This is a genomic window from Parapedobacter sp. SGR-10 (genome assembly GCF_011030405.1).
In the GTDB taxonomy this organism is placed as follows: domain Bacteria; phylum Bacteroidota; class Bacteroidia; order Sphingobacteriales; family Sphingobacteriaceae; genus Sphingobacterium.
Map to the genome: position 1 here is coordinate 1 of NZ_JAAJTJ010000032.1, position 23,444 is coordinate 23,444.

Annotated in this window: 11 protein-coding genes and 1 pseudogene; 7 read left to right on the plus strand and 5 right to left on the minus strand. The window is 46.7% G+C overall.

All coding sequences use genetic code 11. The features are described 5' to 3' along the window. From G5B00_RS16205 to G5B00_RS16220, 4 genes and pseudogenes are all read left to right on the plus strand, one after another. Positions 1 to 449, plus strand: a pseudogene (locus G5B00_RS16205) (acetylxylan esterase); the annotation flags it as partial. Between the two features lie 480 nt (positions 450 to 929). Then, positions 930 to 11,150, plus strand: a complete 10,221-nt coding sequence (locus tag G5B00_RS16210) for a gliding motility-associated C-terminal domain-containing protein (protein ID WP_163877936.1) — start codon at positions 930 to 932, stop codon at positions 11,148 to 11,150. Positions 11,151 to 11,238: 88 nt separating this feature from the next. Beyond that, a complete protein-coding gene (locus G5B00_RS16215) occupies positions 11,239 to 12,246 on the plus strand; it encodes a type IX secretion system membrane protein PorP/SprF (protein WP_163877939.1) in 1,008 nt (335 codons plus the stop codon). 76 nt (positions 12,247 to 12,322) lie between these two features. Next, positions 12,323 to 14,287 carry an OmpA family protein gene (locus G5B00_RS16220; protein WP_163877942.1) on the plus strand — a complete coding sequence of 655 codons (1,965 nt, stop codon included), beginning with the start codon at positions 12,323 to 12,325 and terminating at the stop codon, positions 14,285 to 14,287. Positions 14,288 to 14,351: 64 nt separating this feature from the next. On the opposite strand, the gene G5B00_RS16225 is transcribed toward G5B00_RS16220, so the two are convergent. From G5B00_RS16225 to recJ, 3 genes are read right to left on the minus strand one after another with little or no spacing between them, the layout of a single operon-like run. Then, positions 14,352 to 15,866 carry a GH3 auxin-responsive promoter family protein gene (locus G5B00_RS16225; protein ID WP_163877945.1) on the minus strand — a complete coding sequence of 505 codons (1,515 nt, stop codon included), beginning with the start codon at positions 15,864 to 15,866 and terminating at the stop codon, positions 14,352 to 14,354. 34 nt (positions 15,867 to 15,900) lie between these two features. Further along, a complete protein-coding gene (gene lptB / locus G5B00_RS16230; RefSeq protein ID WP_163877948.1) occupies positions 15,901 to 16,644 on the minus strand; it encodes an LPS export ABC transporter ATP-binding protein in 744 nt (247 codons plus the stop codon). A 30-nt stretch (positions 16,645 to 16,674) separates the two neighbouring features. Further along, on the minus strand, positions 16,675 to 18,375 hold the full coding sequence (recJ, locus tag G5B00_RS16235) for a single-stranded-DNA-specific exonuclease RecJ (RefSeq protein WP_163877951.1): 1,701 nt from the start codon (positions 18,373 to 18,375) through the stop codon (positions 16,675 to 16,677). 117 nt (positions 18,376 to 18,492) lie between these two features. Between recJ and G5B00_RS16240 the strand changes: the two genes are divergently transcribed. The 3 genes from G5B00_RS16240 (at position 18,493) to G5B00_RS16250 (ending at position 21,160) form a co-directional block, all read left to right on the plus strand. Then, entirely contained in the window at positions 18,493 to 19,275 is a 783-nt protein-coding gene (locus G5B00_RS16240) for an MBL fold metallo-hydrolase (RefSeq protein ID WP_163877954.1), read from the plus strand. 91 nt (positions 19,276 to 19,366) lie between these two features. After that, positions 19,367 to 19,846, plus strand: a complete 480-nt coding sequence (locus tag G5B00_RS16245; protein ID WP_163877957.1) for a cation:proton antiporter regulatory subunit — start codon at positions 19,367 to 19,369, stop codon at positions 19,844 to 19,846. A gap of 9 nt (positions 19,847 to 19,855) precedes the next feature. Next, a complete protein-coding gene (locus G5B00_RS16250) occupies positions 19,856 to 21,160 on the plus strand; it encodes a cation:proton antiporter (protein ID WP_163877960.1) in 1,305 nt (434 codons plus the stop codon). A 16-nt stretch (positions 21,161 to 21,176) separates the two neighbouring features. On the opposite strand, the gene G5B00_RS16255 is transcribed toward G5B00_RS16250, so the two are convergent. Beyond that, complete coding sequence (locus G5B00_RS16255; protein ID WP_163877963.1) at positions 21,177 to 21,953, minus strand: amidohydrolase; 777 nt, start codon at positions 21,951 to 21,953, stop codon at positions 21,177 to 21,179. A gap of 68 nt (positions 21,954 to 22,021) precedes the next feature. Then, positions 22,022 to 22,999 carry a polyprenyl synthetase family protein gene (locus G5B00_RS16260; protein ID WP_163877967.1) on the minus strand — a complete coding sequence of 326 codons (978 nt, stop codon included), beginning with the start codon at positions 22,997 to 22,999 and terminating at the stop codon, positions 22,022 to 22,024. Positions 23,000 to 23,444: the final 445 nt, after the last annotated feature.

Consider the following 23,444-nt stretch of genomic DNA (forward strand, 5'->3'; position numbering starts at 1 on the left):
AAGAACGTGTTACCGTTATGGGCCATTCTAGACAAGGAAAAGCAACGCTTTGGGCAGGTGCACAGGATCCACGATTTAAAGTCGTAATTTCTAATAACTCAGGCTGTGGTGGTGCTGCTCTATCCAAACGTAATTATGGAGAAACGATCGAGAAGATGACAACAAGGTTCCCTCACTGGTTTTGTTCTGCCTTTGCGAAGTATGCGAATCAAGAGGATAAATTGCATTTTGATCAACACTTTTTGATTGCACTCATGGCGCCAAGAGCAGTTTATGTAGCTAGTGCCGAAGGAGATAGATGGGCAGACCCTAGAGGGGAATATCTAGCCGCATATCATGCCGGGAAAGTATATGAACTATACGGTTCAATAGCCTTCCCGAAGACAGGGCCACAGACACTGCTCTCCCCTTTCAAGTACACGCACACTGCGGAGGTACGGGAATGGTAATCCGTTGTCGCAAAAGTTTTAAGCGGCGAGTTTTGGGTACTTTTTCGGTCAAAAGTAACATTCCCGTATAGAGGAAGAAAACCTGTCCACAGAATATCTCCGTTTTAACCCAACATCATTTTATTACAAAACAACAATTTTAGACATATCTGCCCTCTACCGCACTCTCTTTGTAGCCTATATTTTACCAAATATTTGGTATACATAGAAACATCATACCTAATATTTGCTATTATATCGTTCAACTTAACATTTATTAACATCTGTTGTTTTCTTTTGTCCCAAGTAAGATCTGTTAGTATCCCTATTGAGACCAATGCAAGGTATGTGATAACCGAGCCATCAAACCGTAAACCGCTTGGTCGAAAGTAGGAAATACGGTGCTAATAGAATCTTTCAGTATTCGAAGCTGAAAGCAAGCCAGAATACCATTAAAATTAAAAAATTAACGAGTCAGATCGATTTTTAACTTTAATTACTATGGACGTAAAGACGACTAATCCACGAGATCCTATCTTTGAAAAGGGAAAATTGGGCAAAGCCCTATTGCACATGGTATTTTTTACCGTGGCCTTATTCGCCGGGGTTGGACAATTATCCGCTCAGGAAATCAAGACGGATACCCCCATCCCTGCCTTGAGCGCCTGTGGCGACCCACAAATGGTGACCGTTAAGGTGGCCGGGCTTGGGACGTGTACAGACCCTGTGCTGGACATCAAGATTCCTCCACACTTCGAGCTCGTCACCGGCACCGTTCAGATCGGAGGTGGCTCGCCTACTCTCCTGGACGAAAACGCCTTAGGGGCTAAGGTGCAACTGGAAGCGACCGCGACGGAACAGGTGGTTACTTTTCAGGTTCGTGCGCTCTGTGAAGCCATCCCGACCGAAGGGACATCGTCTCCGAGTATAGACTATACGGTGACCGGATGTACGTCTCCTTTGGAGGGTGATTCTGAAGCGCTCAATGTGGTCTATGCCGTGTTACACCCGACTGTGGTACCTACCGTATCATCCGGGATCATCGGCGACGCCTTCGAGCGGACGATCACCATTACCAATAAAGGAAATGGTGCGACCCGAAGATTTACTGTACAAAGAGCACCTAGTACAGGTCTGGCCTATGTTTCTAATGACGTTACAGGCCTGCCTGCCGGGTGGAGTTTAGATCCGGCTTCAGATCCAGCGAATGGTCTTTATATTTTTGATAATTCTACAGGATTGCTGGTCAATGGCCAGTCCATATCGTTCAAAGAAACCGTGGAAATCACGGCTTGTACAAATTTAAATACGACATATACTGCTTTCTATTCCAACCAAGGTGCTACGGATCCTTGCGAAGCGGGTAGCAGATCAGTCACTGCCGAGGTTGCCTTCGATGTATCCATACAGCCTAGACTGGTCATCACTAAAGTAGATATCAACGAAATCGAATGTCTGGATGACTCTCCCGACGTACAGATTTTCAAGATTCAGAATACCGGCGATGGTATCGCGAACGATATCGAACTGAAGATTGGAACCGGCGGTACGGGAGCGACCTATTTCGACGGCGAGGTCCAATGGAGCAATGATAATGTTGGGCCATGGAATAACTTGACAAGTTCGGATGTCGTCACTTGGGGAACGGACGGAAATCTTTACGGGACAGTGTCCAATACAAAAGAGCAGACCGTCACCATACCTGGTGAATTGCTTCCTAACGGCGAGATATACATTCGCGTTGTCCAAAAACATAAAAGCCGCAACACGGCATCGGTGCCCTGCGAAGACCTTCCTTCCAGTGTGGAGTTTGGCAATAGCTGGGCGGAAGCGAGCTACAGCCACAAGAACGACTGCAACACGACGCCTATACAGTCCGGCAGAACCACATTGCGGGACAATTTGGTTTACACCTTCTCCGGGGTCAATATGGGTCAGGTAGACATCATCCCCAGCCAGCGGTATATCGGCGACTTCGTGTTGTCGCAGATGGTGGTGGACTCCGAGGGGCTGGGTACCGGTGCGTACCTGGAGATCGAACTGGAGCTGTCATCCAATCTCGTGAATGTCGGCAATGTCAGACTGGTGGACTACACCGGGGCACCTATCGGCGGCACGGTGACTCCCGTAGGTGGCGTATACAAATTTAAGATCGACTACAATTCTGCGGACTGGCCGGCATATTCGGCAGCAGAACCCAGATTGGATCTCCGGGGAGCACGTCTGCAATTTGAGGCAGACCTGCAATGTCAGGCAGCGCCACAACCTTCAACGTTCTACAAGGTCACTACACGTTTGGCCAGAGGCGCTACCTGCCCTCCAATAGAGTCGTCATGCGTGCAGATTTTATTGAACAACAAATGTCCTGACGGGGAGTGCCTTAATGGAGGTTTATCTAGCGGTCTGAGTTCATTGGTACGGGCAGACTTTGGTTTTGGCGAGACCGATGGCACAACAAATGGTCTGCCAAATACCACACCGGTAGACCCTGCTTCGAATCCTTCAGTACGGGCTACGGCTTTTACAACAAATGATGTTTTGCGGATCTCCCAACGGGCTAGATCAGTAGCAGGCCTCCAAATGCCGACCGATGGATGGAAGACCGGAAACATGAAGGTCACAATACCTACTGGATTGCCGATGCAAGCTGTACCAAACAGCGGACAAATCTTAATTTCAAGAGGCGCTACAACCGCTACGGTAACCGGCCTATTGGTAGAAGTCGACGGATCTGTAGCGACGATGACTTTTGATGCAGCAGTTTTTGCATCTACTGTTGCTATGACAATACCGGGCTTTACAGGTTTCATGGATGAAGACCAGTTGGTGCTATCTCTGGATATCCGATCAACTGCGAATGCCAATGACGGCTTAAAAGAATTCGGTGTCGAGTCCACATTTACCAAAGATGGAGTCGACTACCATTGTAATACAGGAGGATCTTTTATATCTGCAGGATACTATGCCCGAGGCAATGTAAGCTTTACCCAGTCCGGCAACGGAAATATCGTAGACTGTGGCGACCAAAGTCATAAATCGGTTACCCTAAACTACTCTTTGGTTAATGACCAACGCAACGGTCTGTTCCCGGGTGAGTTCAAACAAGTATTTTTCCCGAAGACCGCCGTATTCACGGTGCAACCGGGCCTTAACCTAAAACAGGTACGTGTCGTACTGAGAGGCCAGGGCACTTTCGGTGGGTCGAGTGAAACTACAGTGACCCCTACCGGAAACGTCGTGGATCTGGAAGCCGCCTTGGCAACCATACAAGGTAATCCGGCCAACGGACCTCACTTGGACGAAGGCTTTGAAATACAATTGATCCCTATTGTAGAAAGCATCTGTACCACTGAACCTGATCGGCAGATTTCGGTAAACGTGACCTACGAAGGTACCGTACGGGATAATAGCCGTGGAGGCGCGAATGGGGTCGATGTTGTCAACGGGTCAGCTGCCACGCAAACGTTAAATCTCGTATACCACACCGGCGCGGGCGCATTGCAAGCCGTAGCTGTAGTGTCAAATACCGTGATCAGTGCCGATAAAGCAGAGTGGGTGATACAGGTCACCAACAATTCGACATTCCGCGAAATGAAGAACGTGTGGTTGACTAAATCATCAGGAGGGGTCAATATCACGTCGGTACAGCCCGTATCAGACTATGCAGGCACATCACCGGGAACTGCTGTGGGTGGTTCTGAGTCAGCCGGTTTCGAACTAGGTGACTTTGCAACAGGCCAAACCCGTTATTATCTGATCACAGCTAACGCTCCGACAGACTGTCAAAACGGTAGTATCGTATTGAACTACGGACAGTCATGTGACGGTACCGAGCGTTGTGAATTCGGCTCAACGCCATTGACGTTAGACTACACCATGGGTACGCCTCAGATACAAGCTGAAATAATTCAACAGCCTTTATCTACGGACCGGCCTGAAGTATGTGCTGACCTCCCTTACGTCATTGAGCTGAACAACGCCGGTAGTGGTGCAGCCCAAAATATTACTTTAACGATACCATTGGTGTCAGCTCAGCATTTGACATATAAAAATGGTTCTTTACAGGCTACAGCAGTCTACCAAGGATCTTACAGCCCTGTTACACACCCGTTTGACAACCCAAACATAGGCGATCCTCAGGTAGCTATAACAGGGTCAGCTATTACCATTACTATTCCTAATACTGCATTAGGTACAGGGGAGACTTTGCCTGCAGGATCAAAAATTACATTATCTTTCACCCTGCAAACAAATGGATGTGACTTCCGCAGTGGACAGCGTATCCGCTTCAACACCAGGGCGACAAATGTATGTAATACGTACACAACAACGTACTCGGCTACATCCAACCGTATTACTGTTCAAGGAGTACCAGACCAATTGCCGGTAGTAACGAAAACGGCATCTGCGTCGGTAGTGGCGACGACGAACCCGGCAGGTCCATTACATGCGACATACAATTTTGAAATAGCAAATTCGAACAGCAATCCTTATCCATTGAATGGTACAGGTTCTAGCCCACATAGATTCTCGATCAAATTGCCTGATAACTGGGCATTTGTGACAGCTTTGGCAGATTTATTCCCGGATAATGTCGCCGAGTACGTAGAAGATGATGCGGTACGTGGGCATGTATTTGTGTTGACAAACGATGTCGCTCCTGGATCTTCTATCGTATTGCCAGCTACTTCATCGCAATTGATCTATACCCCAGGGACAGCTATCGCAGACCTTGACTGTGGTACTTTAGGTACGATTACAGAGACGGTGTATGGAAGATTCGGTTCTAGCGCAGGCACTTGCCCTACAGCCACTTGTGATATCGAACATGTATTCATGGAGGGTTCTACGCCTTTGAATATGCAGACCACGCCTCCGACTGCTACGGGTCCACAGGTCTTCTGTGCAGCCGACAATCCTACCATAGGTGATTTGGTGGCTACAGGAGACAACCTGCGCTTCTACCGGAATGCTACGGGAGGTTCGCCATTAGCTCTAAACACCCTTTTGACAGACCATTATAATTTCTATGCCAACAATAGCAGGACTTTTTACGTTACGAGTTCTTTGGTACCAGATGGCGCATGTGAAAGTGCACGTGTACCGGTCAGTGTATACATACCTATCGCCAATGCAGGGCCGGACCAACAAGGAAATAACCGTACTTCGTTCACATTAGCTGGCAACCAGCCTGTAACGCCTGTAACCGGGCAATGGACTATTGTCAATGTTAGCGGTGCGACTCTCCTATCAGAGGTCATCATTACAAATCCTGCCTTACGCAATACTACGGTAACCGGTATCAAACCGGGCACAGAAGTGATCTTGAGATGGACATTGACAAATGCAGGAGCCTGTGAGACATCCGACGAAGTCCTGCTACGCTCGCTGATCCGTCCGATCGATGCAGTTGACGACCGCTATGACACCGTAACGTCCCTGGAGGTCAATGGCAAGACAGGCACGACTACCCCACTTCCATCTGTAGTCAACAATACACACGGAGGAAGTGATGATTTAGATGGAAATGTGCCAACCATAGGATCGGGGCCGAACGGCGTAACGATACATCCCGGTACGCCGAACAGCAACAAACTATCCATGGATCCTGCTACAGGACAGATTTCGGTAGAGCCGAATACACCTGCAGGTATCTATGCATTCCCATATACAATATGTGAGATCGCCAATCCGACGAATTGCGATGATGCCGTGGCTTATATCAAGGTCGTAGCGTCCAGCATCGAGGCGGTAGAAGACAAAGACGGTGATTTTGGCGAGCCCGATGATCCGATCAACGGATACACCGGAGGAAGGACACCGTCCGTACTGGACAACGACCTGTTGAACGGTGACCCTCTTGTTCCTGCGGATGTCAAACTGAACTCAGGTACCTCTCCTCATCCGGGATTGACCATGAACCCTGACGGCACCATTACGGTATCGCCGGGTACACCTGCGGGCACCTATACCTATCCATACGAGATCTGTGAAGTGTTGAATCCGGACAACTGTGATAATACGGTGGCTATCGTGATCGTCGGATCCGCTCCTATCCAAGCCAATGACGATGGCCTGTACGAAGTCAACGGATCTACGGGAGAGCCAAACGTAGGCAACGCCCTGACCAACGACCGCCTGAACGGGCAGCCGGTGACATTGGATAAGATCACCACCACCGTGGTCGGTACGGAAAAAGACGGCAACCCTGTGGGCGCTACGGATATCGTTCCCGAACTGGATACAGAGACAGGTATCATTTCTGTGCCTAAAGGTACATTACCGGGAGAATACAGGATAGAGTACCGTATCTGTGAAGTATTGAATCCGACAAACTGTGACAATGCATACATCACCGTACGGGTCAATCGGACGCCGATCCAGGCCAATGACAACACCTATGGCCCTGTAAAAGGCAACGAAGGCAACGTCAATGTCGGCAACATCCTACCCAATGATATCTATGACGGCAGAGTGCCGACCTTGGAAGATATTACCATCAGCAGTACGACAACGCCTCCGGGTCCTGGAGATACACCGTATCCATATATCGATATTGCTACCGGTAATGTGGTCGTTCCTCCGGGCACGCCTGATGATGACTACACCATACCATACACGATCTGTGAGATCTTGAATCCTGCCAATTGCTCTTCGGCTAATGTAACCGTAAGAGTAGCCGAATCCACGATCGATGCCATAGATGATCTGTACCCATCTGTCAGCAGCATAGTTGGCGGCACAACGACATCGGTATTGAACAATGATCTGTTGAACGGTACCATTCTGGATCCGGCAGACATCACCTTGACACCGGGTACCAGCCCACTTCCGGGACAGATTGCCATGGATCCGACTACAGGGGTCATCACGATCAATCCGGGTACACCGGCAGGTATCTACCAATACCCTTACCAGATCTGTGAAAACTTAAATAACGGCAACTGTGATAATGCTATCGCGACGATCGTCGTGACAGCCGATCCTATCGTAGCCGATAACGACGAGTACGGACCTTTCAATGGCGCCAATACCATAACCACTCCTGGAAGTGTATTGGATAATGACAAGTTGAATGGTTTGGCTGTCGCTCCAGCAGACGTAACGATTTCTATTGTCCACGGAGCAACTCCGATTAGGACAGGCGAGAAGGTTCCGGTGCTCGATACGACAACGGGACAAGTTACAGTAGATGCAGGCACACCGGAAGGCGTGTACCACATCACGTATAGAATATGCGAGGTAACGAATCCAACCAACTGCGACGATGCGATCGTGACAGTGGTCGTTACTGCACCTGAAATAGTCGCCAACGACAACAATTATGCCACAACCCCTGCCCATGATATCAATGGACTGACAGGAGGAAATATCAGTACCTCTGTGGTGATCGACGATACGTTAAACGGTGTCGCTTTACAGACCACGGATATCAATTCGACGATCACCCTCACACCGGGCACACGTCCACATCCGGGTATTTCCATGGATGGCAATGGTATCATTTCGGTAGCACCGAATACACCTGCGGGCGAATACGAGTATCCATATACGATATGTGAGATCTTAAATCCGACAAACTGTGACCATGCGGTGGCTACTATCCGCGTCGTTGCTCCAACTATTGTTGCGAACGATGATAACTTAGGTGCTGTCAACGGCCTGATGGGAGGTACCACATCGATAAACGTCCTGACAAATGACGAACTAGGTGGTACGCCTATTCCATCGCTGACAAATCCTGAGAGCGTCATATTGACACCTCTTGTATCCAGTGATCCAAGAATAACGATGAACGGCAACGGTACGATCACGGTAGCACCGGGTACGCCGGCAGGTTCATACACCCACACCTACCGGATCTGTGAGATTTTGAATCCGAACAACTGTGACGTGGCTATCGCGACCGTCACTGTGGATCCTGCCGATATCGTAGCCAATGTGGACAACTTCGGAGCGTCCAATGGAGCCACTGGCAATCCAAATGTTGGCAATGCGCTGACGAACGACCTGTTGAACGGGGTATTGGCGACGCTCGATAAAGTGAGAATTCAGGATATCGTACCGGCTACTCCTATCAATGGAGGGGCTGTACCGGCATTAGATCCTGAAACCGGCATCGTTTCTGTACCTCCGGGAACGCCTGAAGGTAACTATGTGATCGGTTACACGATATGTGAACTGCTCAATACAACAAATTGTAGTACAAACACTATCCATGTAAGCGTAGGTTACGAGGATATCATTGCCAGACCTGACCACTACGGTCCGGTGACGACAGCGGCCGGACATCCGAACCTAGGCAATATCCTGGTCAACGATGAACTGAACGGTGTGTTGGCTGACCTTTCTAAGGTCACGCTGACCGTGACTCCTGCCACGCCGAAATTCCCAAGTGCTTCTGTGCCTGAGGTAGATGCGACAGGTCAGGTATCTGTGCCTACGGGTACACCTGCGGGAACGTACGTGATCCCGTACAGGATCTGTGAGACGCTGAATCCAATCAATTGCGCAAACACAACGGCGACCGTCATCGTCAGTGCAACGCCGATCATTGCGGTCAATGACAGATACGGACCGGTAGCCGGTCTAGTCGGACGTGACTTGGGCAATGCGTTGGACAACGACAGCTTCAATGGAAAAGATGCCCTAGAAGCGTTGAATAATAACAGCATAACCATTGAAAATATAATTCCTGCGGCAGAGCAACCGACTGCTCCGGCAGCATATAGAGCCAACGTACCTGTACTGGATGCGCAGACTGGCGTAGTTTCTATACCGAATATGACACCAGCCGGTACGTATACAATCGGCTACAGCATCTGTGAGGTAGCTGATCCGACCAACTGTGACCAAGCGACGATCACGGTAGAAGTGGTACCTGCTCTCATCGATCCGGATGAAGATTTCTTCAAGAATATCGATGGTATCACAGGCACAGGTGGACCGACCTCCAGATCTGTACTGGATAACGACAAGCTGAACAACGTCCTTGTCAATCCATCCGAAGTGACCATCACGGAAATCGAGGCAGCGACCCCCCTACCGGGAGCAGTCAACGCCATTGTACCGGTGCTGAATATGAACGATGGAAGTATTACTGTCCTTCCGGGAACTCCGGCAGGGGAATACGAAATTCGTTACAATCTATGTGAGAACCTCAATCCTACCAATTGCGATTGGTCGACCGCATACATCAATGTGGTACTTCCTCAGATCGAAGCTACCAACGACACATACGGGCCTGTAAACAGTGTTACCGGAAATGATAACGTGGGTAATGTACTGGATAACGATTGGTTGGAGCTGAACACCATTGCGGCAACTACCGCAAATGTGGAGATAACACAGTTGCAAGGTGCTACGCCTGTACAAGGTGCGCCTACAGGTAGTCCACTGCCATTGCTGAACACAGCAACCGGTGTGGTCTCCGTACCGGCGAACACTCCTGCTGGCCAATACTTGATACATTATCGTATCTGCGACCGTATCAATGTCAAAAACTGTGACGATGCGATGGTCGTGATCAATGTCTTCAAGCCGGAGATCAAAGCTGTCGATGACAACTACACGTCACCGGTAGGTATGGTCGGCAGTCCTGACCTAGGCAATGTCTTGGACAACGACATCTTCAACGGTGCCCCTGCTGATATAAGCGATGTCGACATTAAAGTGTTGGTGCCAGCTGTGCCAAACCACAATGCGGTGAACACCAATGTGCCGGAAATCAATGTGGCTACGGGCGTGGTATCCGTACCTGTGGGTACACCTGCAGGCACGTACCAGATCCGCTACCGTATCTGTGACAAGCTCAACCCGACCACCAACTGTGATGAAGCAGTTGTTACGGTGGTCGTGCCGGCATCTGTCATCGATGCCAATGACGACTTCACTCCTGAGGCACATATCAATGGTTACAATGGCGGAACGACGGCCTCGGTACTGGATAATGATAGACTGAACAATTTAGCTATCGATCCTTCAGATATCACGCTTACGCCAGATATGGACGGACCATACCCCGGCAAGCTGACGTTCAATACCGATGGTACGATTACCGTGGCTCCACAGACCGAAGCGGGAACCTACCGTTGGTGGTACACGATCTGTGAAAACTTGAATCCGGGCAACTGTGACCGTGCCGTAGCGACCATCATCGTGGAAGCAGCACCGATCGATGCCGTGGATGACAACTTTGCGTTGACCATCGAACGCTTTGGATCTAAGACACCGAGCGTACTCGACAACGACAGACTAAATGGCGACCCGATTATCCGTGACGAAATCAAATTGACACCGGGTATACCGAGCCACCCTGGTCTGACGATGAACGATGACGGTACGATCAATATACCTGCCGGAATCAAAGAGGGTACTTACACCTATCCGTATGAGATATGCGAGGTACTGAATTCCGCAAACTGTGATGAAGCGGTAGCTACGATCGTAATCAAAGCTCCTGATTTGTATATCCCGAATACCTTTACTCCAAATGGTGACGGCAAAAACGATCGATTTGAGATCATCGGTTGGGAAGCCTACGATCGCATTGAGTTGGTCGTATTCAACCGTTGGGGCAACGAAGTGTACCGTAACGTCGACTATGATAACAGTTGGACAGGCGATGGCCTCAACAACGGTACCTACTATTACATGGTCAAACTCATCAAAGGTAATACAACGGATACCCGCAAAGGTTGGGTATTGATCAAAAGGAATTGATTTTAATCATCTGTAGAGACTTAAAATTTTGTCTCTACAGATTAAAATCAATGAAATCCATAAATTTGGTGTAATCATACATAAAGACATGAAAAAAAGATTTAAATATTTAACCCTTGGACTACTGTTGCTGTCAGGTGCTACCCTACAAGCACAGCAGAACATCCAGTTCACACAGTACATCTTCAACTCGATGAGCGTAAACCCTGCCTATGCGGGCTACAAGGGAGAGTGGTTCGGGCAGCTTGGCTTGCGCAGCCAGTGGACGGGTTGGGACGGCGCACCCCGTACAGGCTCCATCTCGATCGACGGTGTCCTGGATCCGGATATGCAGCGCCACGGTGTAGGTCTACAGGTGACGGCCGATGCACTAGGGCCGCAGTCTGCAAATGCGGCCTTCGTCAACTATGCCTTACGTCTACCGTTGGACCACTCGGGTGAGCACCGGTTAAGCCTTGGTGTGGCCGGGGGCGTGACACAGTACAGGATTGATCAAAACAAATTGAGTGCCATAGACCCAGATGACCCTACCGCCATAGGTGGTACGACCTGGAAACCGGACATCCGTCTGGGAATCTATTATAGCAATGCGAAATGGTATGCCGGTGTTGCCGCACACGACTTGTTCGCCGGCGCCAACAGTACAGAGGACTATGTGCTGGACCAGGGTGAGATTGTGGAGAGTATCCGCCGCAACACACACGGCTATTTTATTGCAGGAGCATTATTCCAGATAGACAGAGGATTGCTATTGCGCCCTAGCGTGCTAGTGAAGGATGACTTTAAGGGACCTACATCTTTGGATGTAAGCGCGATGTTCATCTTCAATGATAAGTTCTGGATAGGGCCGGGCTTCCGTACACGGAGTCGTATCTTCGATCGCGACTACTCGAACTATTCGGTGGACAAACTGAGCTCACAGAATTCGGTAAGCGGTATTGCCCAGTTCTTCGTAACGCCTAAGTTCCGTATCGGTTATTCGTACGACCACATGCTAAACCGTATGTCGGGTCTGCAGAACGGTACGCACGAAGTAACTCTTGGCGTTACATTCGGAAAACTAGGCAGGCAGATACTCAGTCCAAGGTTTTTCTAGTAGTCGGTCGTCAGTGCTTAAATTCTGCCCACTGACAACTGATCACCGATCACTGACAACTTTATAACAAAAGACAATGAACAAGACACTAAACTACATTATTTCCGCATGCCTGATGAGCAGTTTCTTCCTATATGGCACCGCAAACGCACAGGAGCAGCCGAGTCCGGGTCGTAGGGCCGAGTCGCTCTACCGAAGCATGGAATACGCCCGCGCAGCAGCGGCTTACGAGAAATTGGTGGATATAAAAAAGCCACGTACTTCCGACATGGAACGTTTAGCAGAGAGTTACCTTTACTTAAATCGATACGAGCTTGCCGAAAACTGGTACGCGCGAGTGGTACGTCAGCCCGATGCAAGCAGGGAAGCATACCTAAACTACGCTGAAGCGCTCAAGCAACGCGGTAAATATACTGCTGCCAAGGAACAGTACCAGCAGTATGCCTCTCGTTACGGCGTGAGCGATACGGTCACACGTGCTATTCGCGGGGTAGATTCGGCACTGGTATGGGTGCAGAACCCTACAAACCACAAATTGCGTAATGAAAGGGGGGTAAATACCGAACGTGCAGATTTTGGATACTTCCCCACAGGATCTGGCAAAGGCCTATACGTGACCGAGCCCCATCGGATCTTAGGTAGCGAAAGTGGTATGACAGGAGAATCATATCTACGTGTATACAGCGTTGAGCACAACGCAGATAGTACATTGGCCAATCCAAACCCGATCTTCAACGAACCGAACGATGGCAAGTACCACATCGGCCCTGTGGCGGTAGATCAGGCAGGACAGAAATACTATGTTACGCGTACCTATCCGGGCAAAACGGATACTGAACGTTTCCGAGCCTTTGGGCAGAAGTGGCGCAGGCAGAACCTTGAACTCCTTATCTACAGTAAGGAGGGAGATAGCTGGAAAGTAGAGAATTTCCCCTACAATAACGCAAAGGAATACTCGCTGGGCCATGCGGCACTGAGCGAAGACGGCAAGACGTTGTATTTTGCATCGGACATGCCGGGCGGCAAGGGCGGTGTAGATATCTGGTATAGCGAACTTCAGGCCGATGGTACCTGGGGCGCTCCCCAAAACGCAGGCGACAAAATCAACACAAATGGTGACGAGATGTTCCCAAGCTTGGACAACGGTACACTATACTTCTCGAGCAACGGACATATCGGCATGGGTGGATTGGATATTTTCAGCAGCAAGGGATCTAAGGGCAACTGGAGTACCCCGAAGAATCTAGGGTATCCACTGAACTCTGCTTCAGACGACTTTGCGTACACAGTAGCACACAAGGGGGACAATGGCAGCTATACGGGCTATCTTTCGTCCAACCGGGTAGGCGGTGCGGGGTCGGACGACATTTACTCCTTTACCTACAACTACATCAAGCCATGTCCACAAATTATGGTAAAGACTATCGTACGAGACAAAAATACAGGCGAATTGCTTCCGTTGTCAGACGTAACCTTGTTTAGCGAGACTAATCAAATAATATCTAAAGGAAAAACAGATGAGAAAGCACAAATAAGCTTTACAGTAGACTGCAATACAAGTTATCGTGTGCTAGGCGAAAAAGAAAAGTACCACGACGATTCACTACCGTTGGCAGCGGTCCATCCTACAAGAGATACCACGCTACAGGTGACACTAAACCTACAGCCAGCGTATAAAGTAGGCGATAGATTTGTCTTGGAAAATATACATTACGACTTTGACAAGCATAATATACGTCCGGATGCAGCAAAAATATTGGACGAATTGGTGCAGACAATGCGAAAGTATCCTACACTAAGGATTGAGCTGTCAAGCCACACGGACTGCCGCGGTTCAAATAAGTATAACGAGGACTTATCCCAACGCCGTGCACAAGCAGCAGTCAATTATATAGTCAGTCAAGGCATAGCACGTAACCGTTTGGTAGCTAGAGGTTACGGCGAAAACAGACTGCTCAACAGATGTGCAGACGGAGTCCCATGTTCAGAAGCGGAACATCAGGCCAACCGACGCACGGAAGTTGAAGTGTTGGAATTCTAAATATCAAGATTAAGGTTTTTTAAAATCTTATAGCTAAAAAATGAGGGTGTCCAAAAGGACACCCTTATTTTTTCATCATCTCCAATATCGAATCCAAATACTCCCGGTTATTAGCTAGACGGGGGACTTTATTTTGTCCACCTAGCTTCCCTTTAGACTTCATCCATTTATAAAAAGTGTCTGCCGGAGCATTGTGCACAACGGGAAAAGAGAGTGCCATATCTTTAAAACGTTTGGCATCATAATCCGAATTGATTTCCCGTAGTGTACTATCCAAAACTTCGCAAAACCTCTCAAAATCAAAAGGTTGATGTGCAAATTCGATAATCCATTCATGGGCACCAGCCTCTCCGTCCCTAAAATAGATCGGACCAGCCGTATAATCTTTGATACTTGCCCCTGTTGTTTGGCATGCAGCGTTTAGGGCCTGCTCAGCATTGTCCACAATCACTTCTTCGCCGAATGTATTGATATAGTGCTTAGTACGTCCCGAAATCTGAAAACGATAAGGAGACAACGATGTAAATTTTATAGTATCCCCAATCTTGTATCGCCACAGACCCGCATTGGTCGAAATAATCAAGGCATAGTTTTTTCCAATTTCCACTTGATCCAAAGACAATGTCTTGGGGTGTTCCTCATCAAGATTTTCTGTCGGTAAAAATTCATAATAGATACCATAGTCGAGCATGAGCAACAGATCCTCCGAATCGGAACGATCCTGCAATCCAAAATAGCCTTCCGATGCATTATAGTTCTCCAGATAATACATGTTATCCGAAGGGATAAGCTTTTTGAATTGTTCGCGATATGGCTTGAAACTGACTCCACCATGCCCATAAAATTCTAGATTAGGCCATACCTCCAAAAGGTTATCCTTACCTGTGATTTCCAATATCCGCTTGGCCATGACAATATTCCATGTAGGCACCCCGGCAAGGCTAGTCACGTCTTCTTTGATGGTGATTTGCGCAATCTGTTCGATCTTTTCCTCAAAATTTGGATTGAGTGTAACCTCCATATTTGGCGTACGTTTGAATTCAGCCCAAAAAGGTAGATTGCGTATCAAAATCGACGACAGATCTCCATAATAAGAGTCTGGACTAAAGTTATTGATTTGGGAAGAACCACCGATAACAACGGATTTGCCCATGAAAACTTTATTTTCCGGCCTGTTGTTGCAATAGATGGAAAGCATATCCTTTCCCCCTTGGTAGTGGCACTCTTCAAGGGCTTCCATACTGACAGGGATAAACTTGCTTCGATCCGACGTGGTACCGGACGATTTGGCAAACCACTTGATATCCGAAGGCCACAGCAGGTTTTGCTCTCCCTTGATCATACGGTCGATATAACCTTTTATATCGTCATAATCACTAATGGGAACCCTACTCTTATAGTCTTCAAGTGTAAAAATACTTTTGTAATCGTATTTTTTACCCCATTCTGTAGCTTCGGCCGAAGAGATAAGGTTTTGGAACCATTCATCCTGTACGTCGTGTGGATATTTCATGAAAAGCTCTATCTGATGAATGCGCTTCTTCATGATCCATGTAAAGAGTGAATTTAATATTGCCATAATCTAGTCATCAGTGGACAGTTGTCCGTATCTACTATTCCGTTAGCAGATTCTTGCGTCGCAACACAAAATTACGACCTAAGTAGAACTTACGTGCCAGCTCACTATCCGCAATTTCTTCGGGTGTCCCCGTCAGCATAATTTTACCTTCGGTCAGAAGATAAGCTCTATCCGTGATCGAGAGAGTTTCCTGTACGTTGTGGTCTGTAATCAATACGCCAATGTTTTTGGATTTCAGTTTGGCAACGATAGTCTGTATTTCTTCCACTGCAATGGGATCTACTCCGGCAAAAGGTTCATCCAAAAGAATGAAATGAGGGTTGGCCGCCAATGCGCGGGCAATTTCCGTACGCCGCCTCTCCCCTCCTGACAACAGATCTCCACGATTTTTGCGTACACGGTGTAAGCTGAATTCTGTAAGAAGTTCTTCTAGCTTAGCGTGGCGTTCTTCCTTGTTGGGGTAATGTATTTCCAAAACAGCCAAAATATTGTTTTCTACAGATAGTTTTCTGAACACCGATGCCTCTTGGGCCAAGTAGCCTATACCTTTCTGTGCCCGCTGAAACATGGCATCTTGTGTGATTTCTTCGTCATCGAGGAAGACATGTCCGTCATTCGGCTTGATCAAACCTACGATCATGTAAAAAGAAGTAGTCTTGCCGGCACCATTTGGCCCCAGCAATCCGACAATCTCTCCCTGCTCCACATGAAAAGACACGTCATTCACAACGGTACGTTGTTTGTATTTTTTGATTAAATGTTCTGCTCTTAGTATCATGTGGTGTACCTCACTTTTCACAAAGATATTTTAATATCGTATTCCTTTGATATTTAATTGCAAATTCTTCTTTCCTCTCCAACTATTCTCTTCTACAACATAACATATATCAAAAGGTTTGCCGCTATTGATATAATCAATATGCTCGGCCTGACCAAAAGCGATACACTCAAACAGTGGAGATTCATTTTGGCTAACATTGAATTTCAAATGGTTATTGCCCACAATAATGGCTTTGCCATGAGGAACGACCTGTCTGCTCAAAAATATAGGTGTTTCATTGCCGGGTCCAAAAGGCTCGAATTGTCGCAGGATACGATATAGTTTACTATCGATATCCTGTAAAGGGATTTCCAGTTCGATGGAAATTTCCTGTTGCAACATCTCAGGTTTGATGTTCCTCTGCACAACATCTTCGAATTTAGCTTGAAAAAGAGAGATATTTTCTTCCTTCATCGTCAATCCTGCGGCATACTTATGTCCCCCGAATTGTTCCAGCAATTCACTACACTCGCTTAATGCCTCATAAAGGTCAAAGCCGAGCACCGAACGAGCCGATCCGGCAACATGTCCATTTGTACGAGTCAATATGATAGTTGGCCGATAATATTTCTCGGTCAACCGTGAAGCAACGATGCCGATGACTCCTTTATGCCAATTGGATTTGTAAAGTACGGTAGATTTACGTGCAATATTAGCTTCGTCATTGTCGATCAGTGCAAGTGCCTCTTCGGTGATGCGCAAGTCAAAATCCTTTCGAATATTATTTTGATCGTCTACGGACAACGAATAATTGGACGCCTCGTCAATAGTCTTTGCAATGAGTAGCTCTACTGCATCTTTAGCATGATCTATCCGTCCGGCCGCATTGATTCGCGGTCCTATCTGAAAGACAATATCATTGATCGAAAACACACCCGACTTGTTATTGGATAGTTTGATCAGGGCCTGAAGGCCTATACTGGGGTTTGAATTGAGTTTCTTCAATCCAAAATGCGCCAAAACTCGGTTCTCCCCTGTAATAGGCACAATATCCGAAGCAATGCTTACAGCGACCAGATCGAGATATTGATAGAGCAATCCCGAATCCATATTGTTCTTTTTGACGAATGCCTCGATGATCTTAAAACCTATGCCACAGCCCGAAAGCTCCTTGTAAGGATACATACAATCCTGACGTTTGGGATCCAAAACAGCAATAGCCTGAGGAAGTTGCTCGCCCGGAAAGTGATGGTCACCGACAATGAAATCTACTCCGCGGGTATTGGCATAAGCTATTTTAGAGATGGCCTTGATACCGCAGTCCAACGCAATAATCAACGAGAAGCCATTGTCAGCAGCGTAATCTATTCCTTGTGTAGAAATGCCATACCCCTCTGCATAGCGATCCGGAACATAGAATTCGATGCGGGAGTGAAAGGCACGAAAAAAACTATAGACGACGGCTACTGCCGTGGTTCCATCTACATCATAATCGCCATAGATCAGAATCTTTTCATTGTTGCCGATGGCCTTTTCGATACGTGCTATAGCCTTGTCCATATCCTTCATCAGGAATGGATCGTGCAGATCCTCCAAGCTAGGTCTGAAAAATGCCCGAGACTGTTCGAAAGATTCGATACTCCTATTGACCAATAACTCCGCAACAATCGGCCTAGTTCCTAATGCAGATTGTAGCTTTTTTACCTTTTCAATATCGTTTTTTGGTTTTAGGACCCACCTTTTTTGCATATCTTTACGGCACTATTTACCCGTAAATATACAGTTTTACAGGTATAGTATCCTAATCTGGCAGATGTGTATTTACTGCGATTTGGCATAACTCTCATATTTACAACACAATAAAAGATGATACAGGCACACTCTCTTTTTGAAGGCTCTTTTTCCGTCGATAGCAGCAAAAAATTTATTCCTTTTGACCCACAAAAAGACGACCCCAAAGACAGGCCCGGCTCTTTGTTTGTGCATGTACACCCATTTTTGATCGAGACTAGTAGTGGCCTGGTTTTGTGCGATACGGGACTTGGATTGCGGACAGCCGATGACGAGCTTCTCATTCACCATAACATCAAAAAACTGGGATTTGAAGTGGAAGAAATCAAGTACGTACTCATGTCCCACCTACACAGGGACCATACAGGAGGAATGGTTGATTTTGGCCAGGGAGCAGGCCGAGTCGCCTTTCCGGATGCGGAGTATATCGTGCAACAAGGAGAATGGGAATACGCTTACAGTGGTGCGTCGACCTCCTATGATACGGCCATTCTGGATGTATTGCAGCGCAGTGGAAATCTCACCTTGGTAGAAGGAGAAGGGGCAGTCAATCATGAGATCGGCTATGTGCTCAACGGAGGGCATACCCCCTACCATCAGGCCTTCCATATCCAAACAGGCGGAGAACATTTCTTCTTCGGAGGGGACGTCCTGCCCGAACCGGAGGAACTCTTTAAGAATTTTATTGCCAAATATGATTATGATGGGCGCCTAGCCAGAGACCTCCGACTCCAATATTGGGAAAAGGGGGCACCGGAGGGATGGGTATATCTGTTTTATCATGCAAAGACCATTGCTATAGGCAGGCCAGAAATAAAAGAAGACGGTAATTATAAATTGATAGATGCAAAGAGTTAAAGGCTTTCAGCCTTTAACTCTTTGCATCTATGCATAAATTTATTTAAGTTTGTTAAGCTTCATACTGAGTATTCATCAAAACATATAAATCATGTCGATAGTTAGAGAAAGTGATCTAATTGGAATTGGCAAAAAGTATCAGATCGAAACAGATGCAGGCGATAACATGGTTATCGTCATCCATGATGATGGTCGCAGAGAACTATACCGCCGGGATGACGAGGACAATGAGACACATTGCGTGATGACTCTTTCCGATGAGGAGTCAAGGCAAATGGCTGGTATTTTGGGGGGGTTGTCCTACAAACCCAAAGCTTTGGAAACCATCGAGGTTGCCCTGGATGATCTACGTATAGAGTGGTACAAGGTCGGTCCTTCCAACGATGGGGTAAACAAAAGCATTGGCGAGCTAGAAGTCAGACAGCGAACAGGTGCTTCTATCATCGCAGCTATTCGGGATGACGAAACGATCATCAACCCTGGGCCAGATTACGTTATCCGCCCTGGCGTGACATTGGTTATCGCCGGTAAACAGAAAAACATCAAACTTTTAAAAGAAATATTGATATAGGAAGATAGCATGTCGCATATTATAATTTTAGAAATAGGTATAGCTGTTTTATTAGTTGCCCTTGTGGGCCTGCTTGCAAATCGCTTACGCTTTTCGGTTATTCCATTTTTTATTATTATCGGCATGCTGCTAGGCAACGAACAATACCCTGATTTTGTTGCCAACTTACTCGCCCAAACAAACAATCCATCGCTTACTGATGGATTCAAAGGTGTTTGGAAATTCTTTACATTTACGGAAAGCAAACCCTTCATTGAGTTTATGGGACGTTTGGGTGTCCTATTCCTCTTGTTCTATCTAGGATTGGAATTCTCGGTCGGAAGGCTGCTCAAATCCGGCAAATCCATTGTAACTGGCGGCGTTCTTTATGTCATTATCAATTTTGTTTCGGGTATATTGATCGGGTGGCTGATGGATTTACCATTCAAGGAATTGATGGTACTCTGCGGTCTGATGACTAGTTCGTCCACAGCCATAGTAGCCAAGGTCTTGACAGATCTGAAGCGTACGGCCAATCCGGAAACAGAGGTCATCATGGGCATGATCATGTTTGACGATCTGTTCATTGCCATGCACATATCCTTCCTCTCGGGATTGATATTGACAGGGGGAACCTCCTTTGGAGCAGTTTTGGGAACATCCTTAATGGCCTTAGGCTTTATCCTTGCATTCTTGTTTTTAGGAAGAAAGCTTATTCCTTTCATCGATCGGTTACTGCATGAAAAAACTTCTGAGCTTTTTATACTCATTATCTTCAGTTCACTGTTTGTAATAGCAGGTTTTTCTGAAACGATACATGTAGCCGAAGCGATCGGCGCACTGATGGCGGGTCTCGTATTTGCCGATTCAAAATATATCAAGAAGATAGAAGCTATGGTGTTGCCTTACAAGGATTTTTTCGGTGCTATGTTCTTCTTTAGCTTCGGTCTCTCCATCGACATCTATTCACTGGGCGGAGCAATAGGTTGGGCTACCCTAGCAGCCGTGGTGACTGTATTGGGCAATGTAGCATCGGGTTACTTTGCCGCCTATTTTTCTAAGCTGAAGCCCAAGGCCTCCTTCGACATCGGTTTGACTTTGTCTGCACGGGGCGAATTCTCGATTATCATGGCCAATATCGGCAAAGCAGGAGGATTATTGCCCGTCATACAGTCGTTTGTGGTGGTATATGTATTGATTTTGTCCATTATCTCTCCTTTGTTGACCAAGGAGTCCCGAAATATTTGGAATCTATTGTTTGGAAAAGAAAAAGTAGCCGCCAAACCGAAAAAGACGTTGGAAGATCTGGAAGCAGAGGCCGCTCAAAACGAGTAGAGACGTTGCAACGTCTCTACATGATAGAAAATTTATCTGCATCTTTCAAGAAAGGAAACTGTTCCCTAGCTCTTTCCAGATCCTTGGGTTGGAGTGTAAATGTATATAGATCTTCATCTTCGGGCTTGTAATAGACCACGTCTCCAACAGGAGAAATACACATAGATCCTCCTGAATAATACACCTCATTCCCATCATGTCCTACCCTATTGACACCAATCACAAAAGCTTGGTTTTCGATAGCCCGGGCAGGTATCAAGGTTCTCCAATGGGCAGATCGCTTATCCGGCCAACTGGCAATATATACCAAAAGGTCATATCCCTCTACGTGATTGCGGCTCCATACAGGGAAACGTAGATCATAGCAGATCATCGGACAGATCTTCCAACCTTTGAGCTGAAGCATAATACGGGAATTGCCAGACGTAAAAACCTCGTTCTCTCCGGCCATTCCAAACAAATGACGTTTGTCGTAATGTACATAACTGCCATCCGGAGACATCCATACAAACCTATTGTAATACCTACCTTCCTCTTCGATAATAAGCGATCCTGCGACTATACATTCATATGTTTTGGCGGTCTCGTACATCCACTGTACCGTCGTACCGTCCATCTTTTCGGCACACTTTTCCACATTCATGGTAAAACCTGTATTAAACATCTCAGGAAGCAATATCAAATCTGTCTTTTCTTTCAATGCCGACAACCGCAGGCTTAAGTTTGGCAGGTTCTTTTCGACATTTTCCCAGAATAAGTAAGCTTGAAACAATGTGATTTTTATGGGCTCCATGAGAAATCCTATACTATTTTCTTACCAAGGTAATAAAATAAAACCTAAAAACAACAGGAAAACTATCTTTATTGTTTTCTATGCATTAGCCGATCAGCCAGTTCGTACAGCGCTACCTTACGTGCCGCAGCGACCTCCACAGCATCCAAATTGCTATAAGCCAATTGGGTATAACGCTGCTTTATTTCATCTGCTCTTTGCTGGATAGCGTACTTCATATACAGGCTTTTCATCTCTGCAATTTTTCTGTCTGCCTCTTTCTCCCCCAAATCTAGCAGATTTTTGAAATACGATCTATCTTCTTCTTGCAGGTTATCCCGCAACAAAATATGCAGAATCGTTTTTTTATTGACAATAATATCTCCGCCTATCTGCTTACCAAAAGCTTCCATACTTCCAAAGGCATCCAAAATATCATCCTGCAACTGAAAGGCAATGCCTAGATGCACACCAAAATTGTAAAGCTTTGCCCTATTCTCTATGGAAGCCTCAGCGATGACAGCACCCATTTCCAAAGCACCTCCGATCAGTACCGAAGTTTTCAAGCGGATCATCTCGATATATTCCTCCTTTCGGATATGATCCAGCTCTTCAAAATCCATATCCAATTGTTGTCCTTCACACACTTCCAAAGCCACCCGATTGAACACCCGCAGCAATTCGGGGATAAGATGAGGTGGGCATTGCGCCAATTGTTCATAAGCTTTGACCAACAAAGCATCGCCCGAAAGGATAGCGACATTGTCATTCCACTTTTGATGGATAGTCTGCTGTCCTCTTCGCAAAGGAGCCTTATCCATGATGTCGTCATGGATGAGCGAAAAATTATGAAAATACTCTATTGCTACGGATGCCGGTAAGGCGTGCTCCATATTCTCAAGGCCAAATAAGTCAGCACCCAACAACACCAATAAAGGACGAATACGCTTGCCCGACAGATTTAGGATATAGTCTATAGGGGCATACAGATTTTCCGGAGACTTGGGCAAATCTCTACGTGCCAATCGTTCACTTATTTTTTCAGCATATATCTCGTTTACGTACATGCTTGCTAAGATAAGTATTAAATTTTAGCAATTCTTTTCATCTAAAGGAATGCCAGCCAAAAATCTTAATTTTGTAGAGAAAGGTTTAGTATAGGACCCTCTACTATCCTTAGTGTTGAGCGAAGTGGTCACTAAGAGATTGTTTAAATTTTATTTAAACCTTTTTTCGTCATGTTGAGCGGAGCAAAGCGAAGCCGACTGCGCAAGCAGGCATCAGGGACGTGTTGGTGCATGTGGGGCTGATGCAACAATACATCTCATCTAAACGGGTATTAGCCATGATGAGATTCTTCCGCTCCACTTCGTTCCGGTCAGAATGACAATAATATTATTGTTTTTAAACGGCTTCTAAAGATTCGACAATGACACAGGTAATCTCCGGACAACCTGTTATGAATGAAGTCAGAAGACTCCTATTTCATTTGTAAAGTCCGTAGAAAACCTA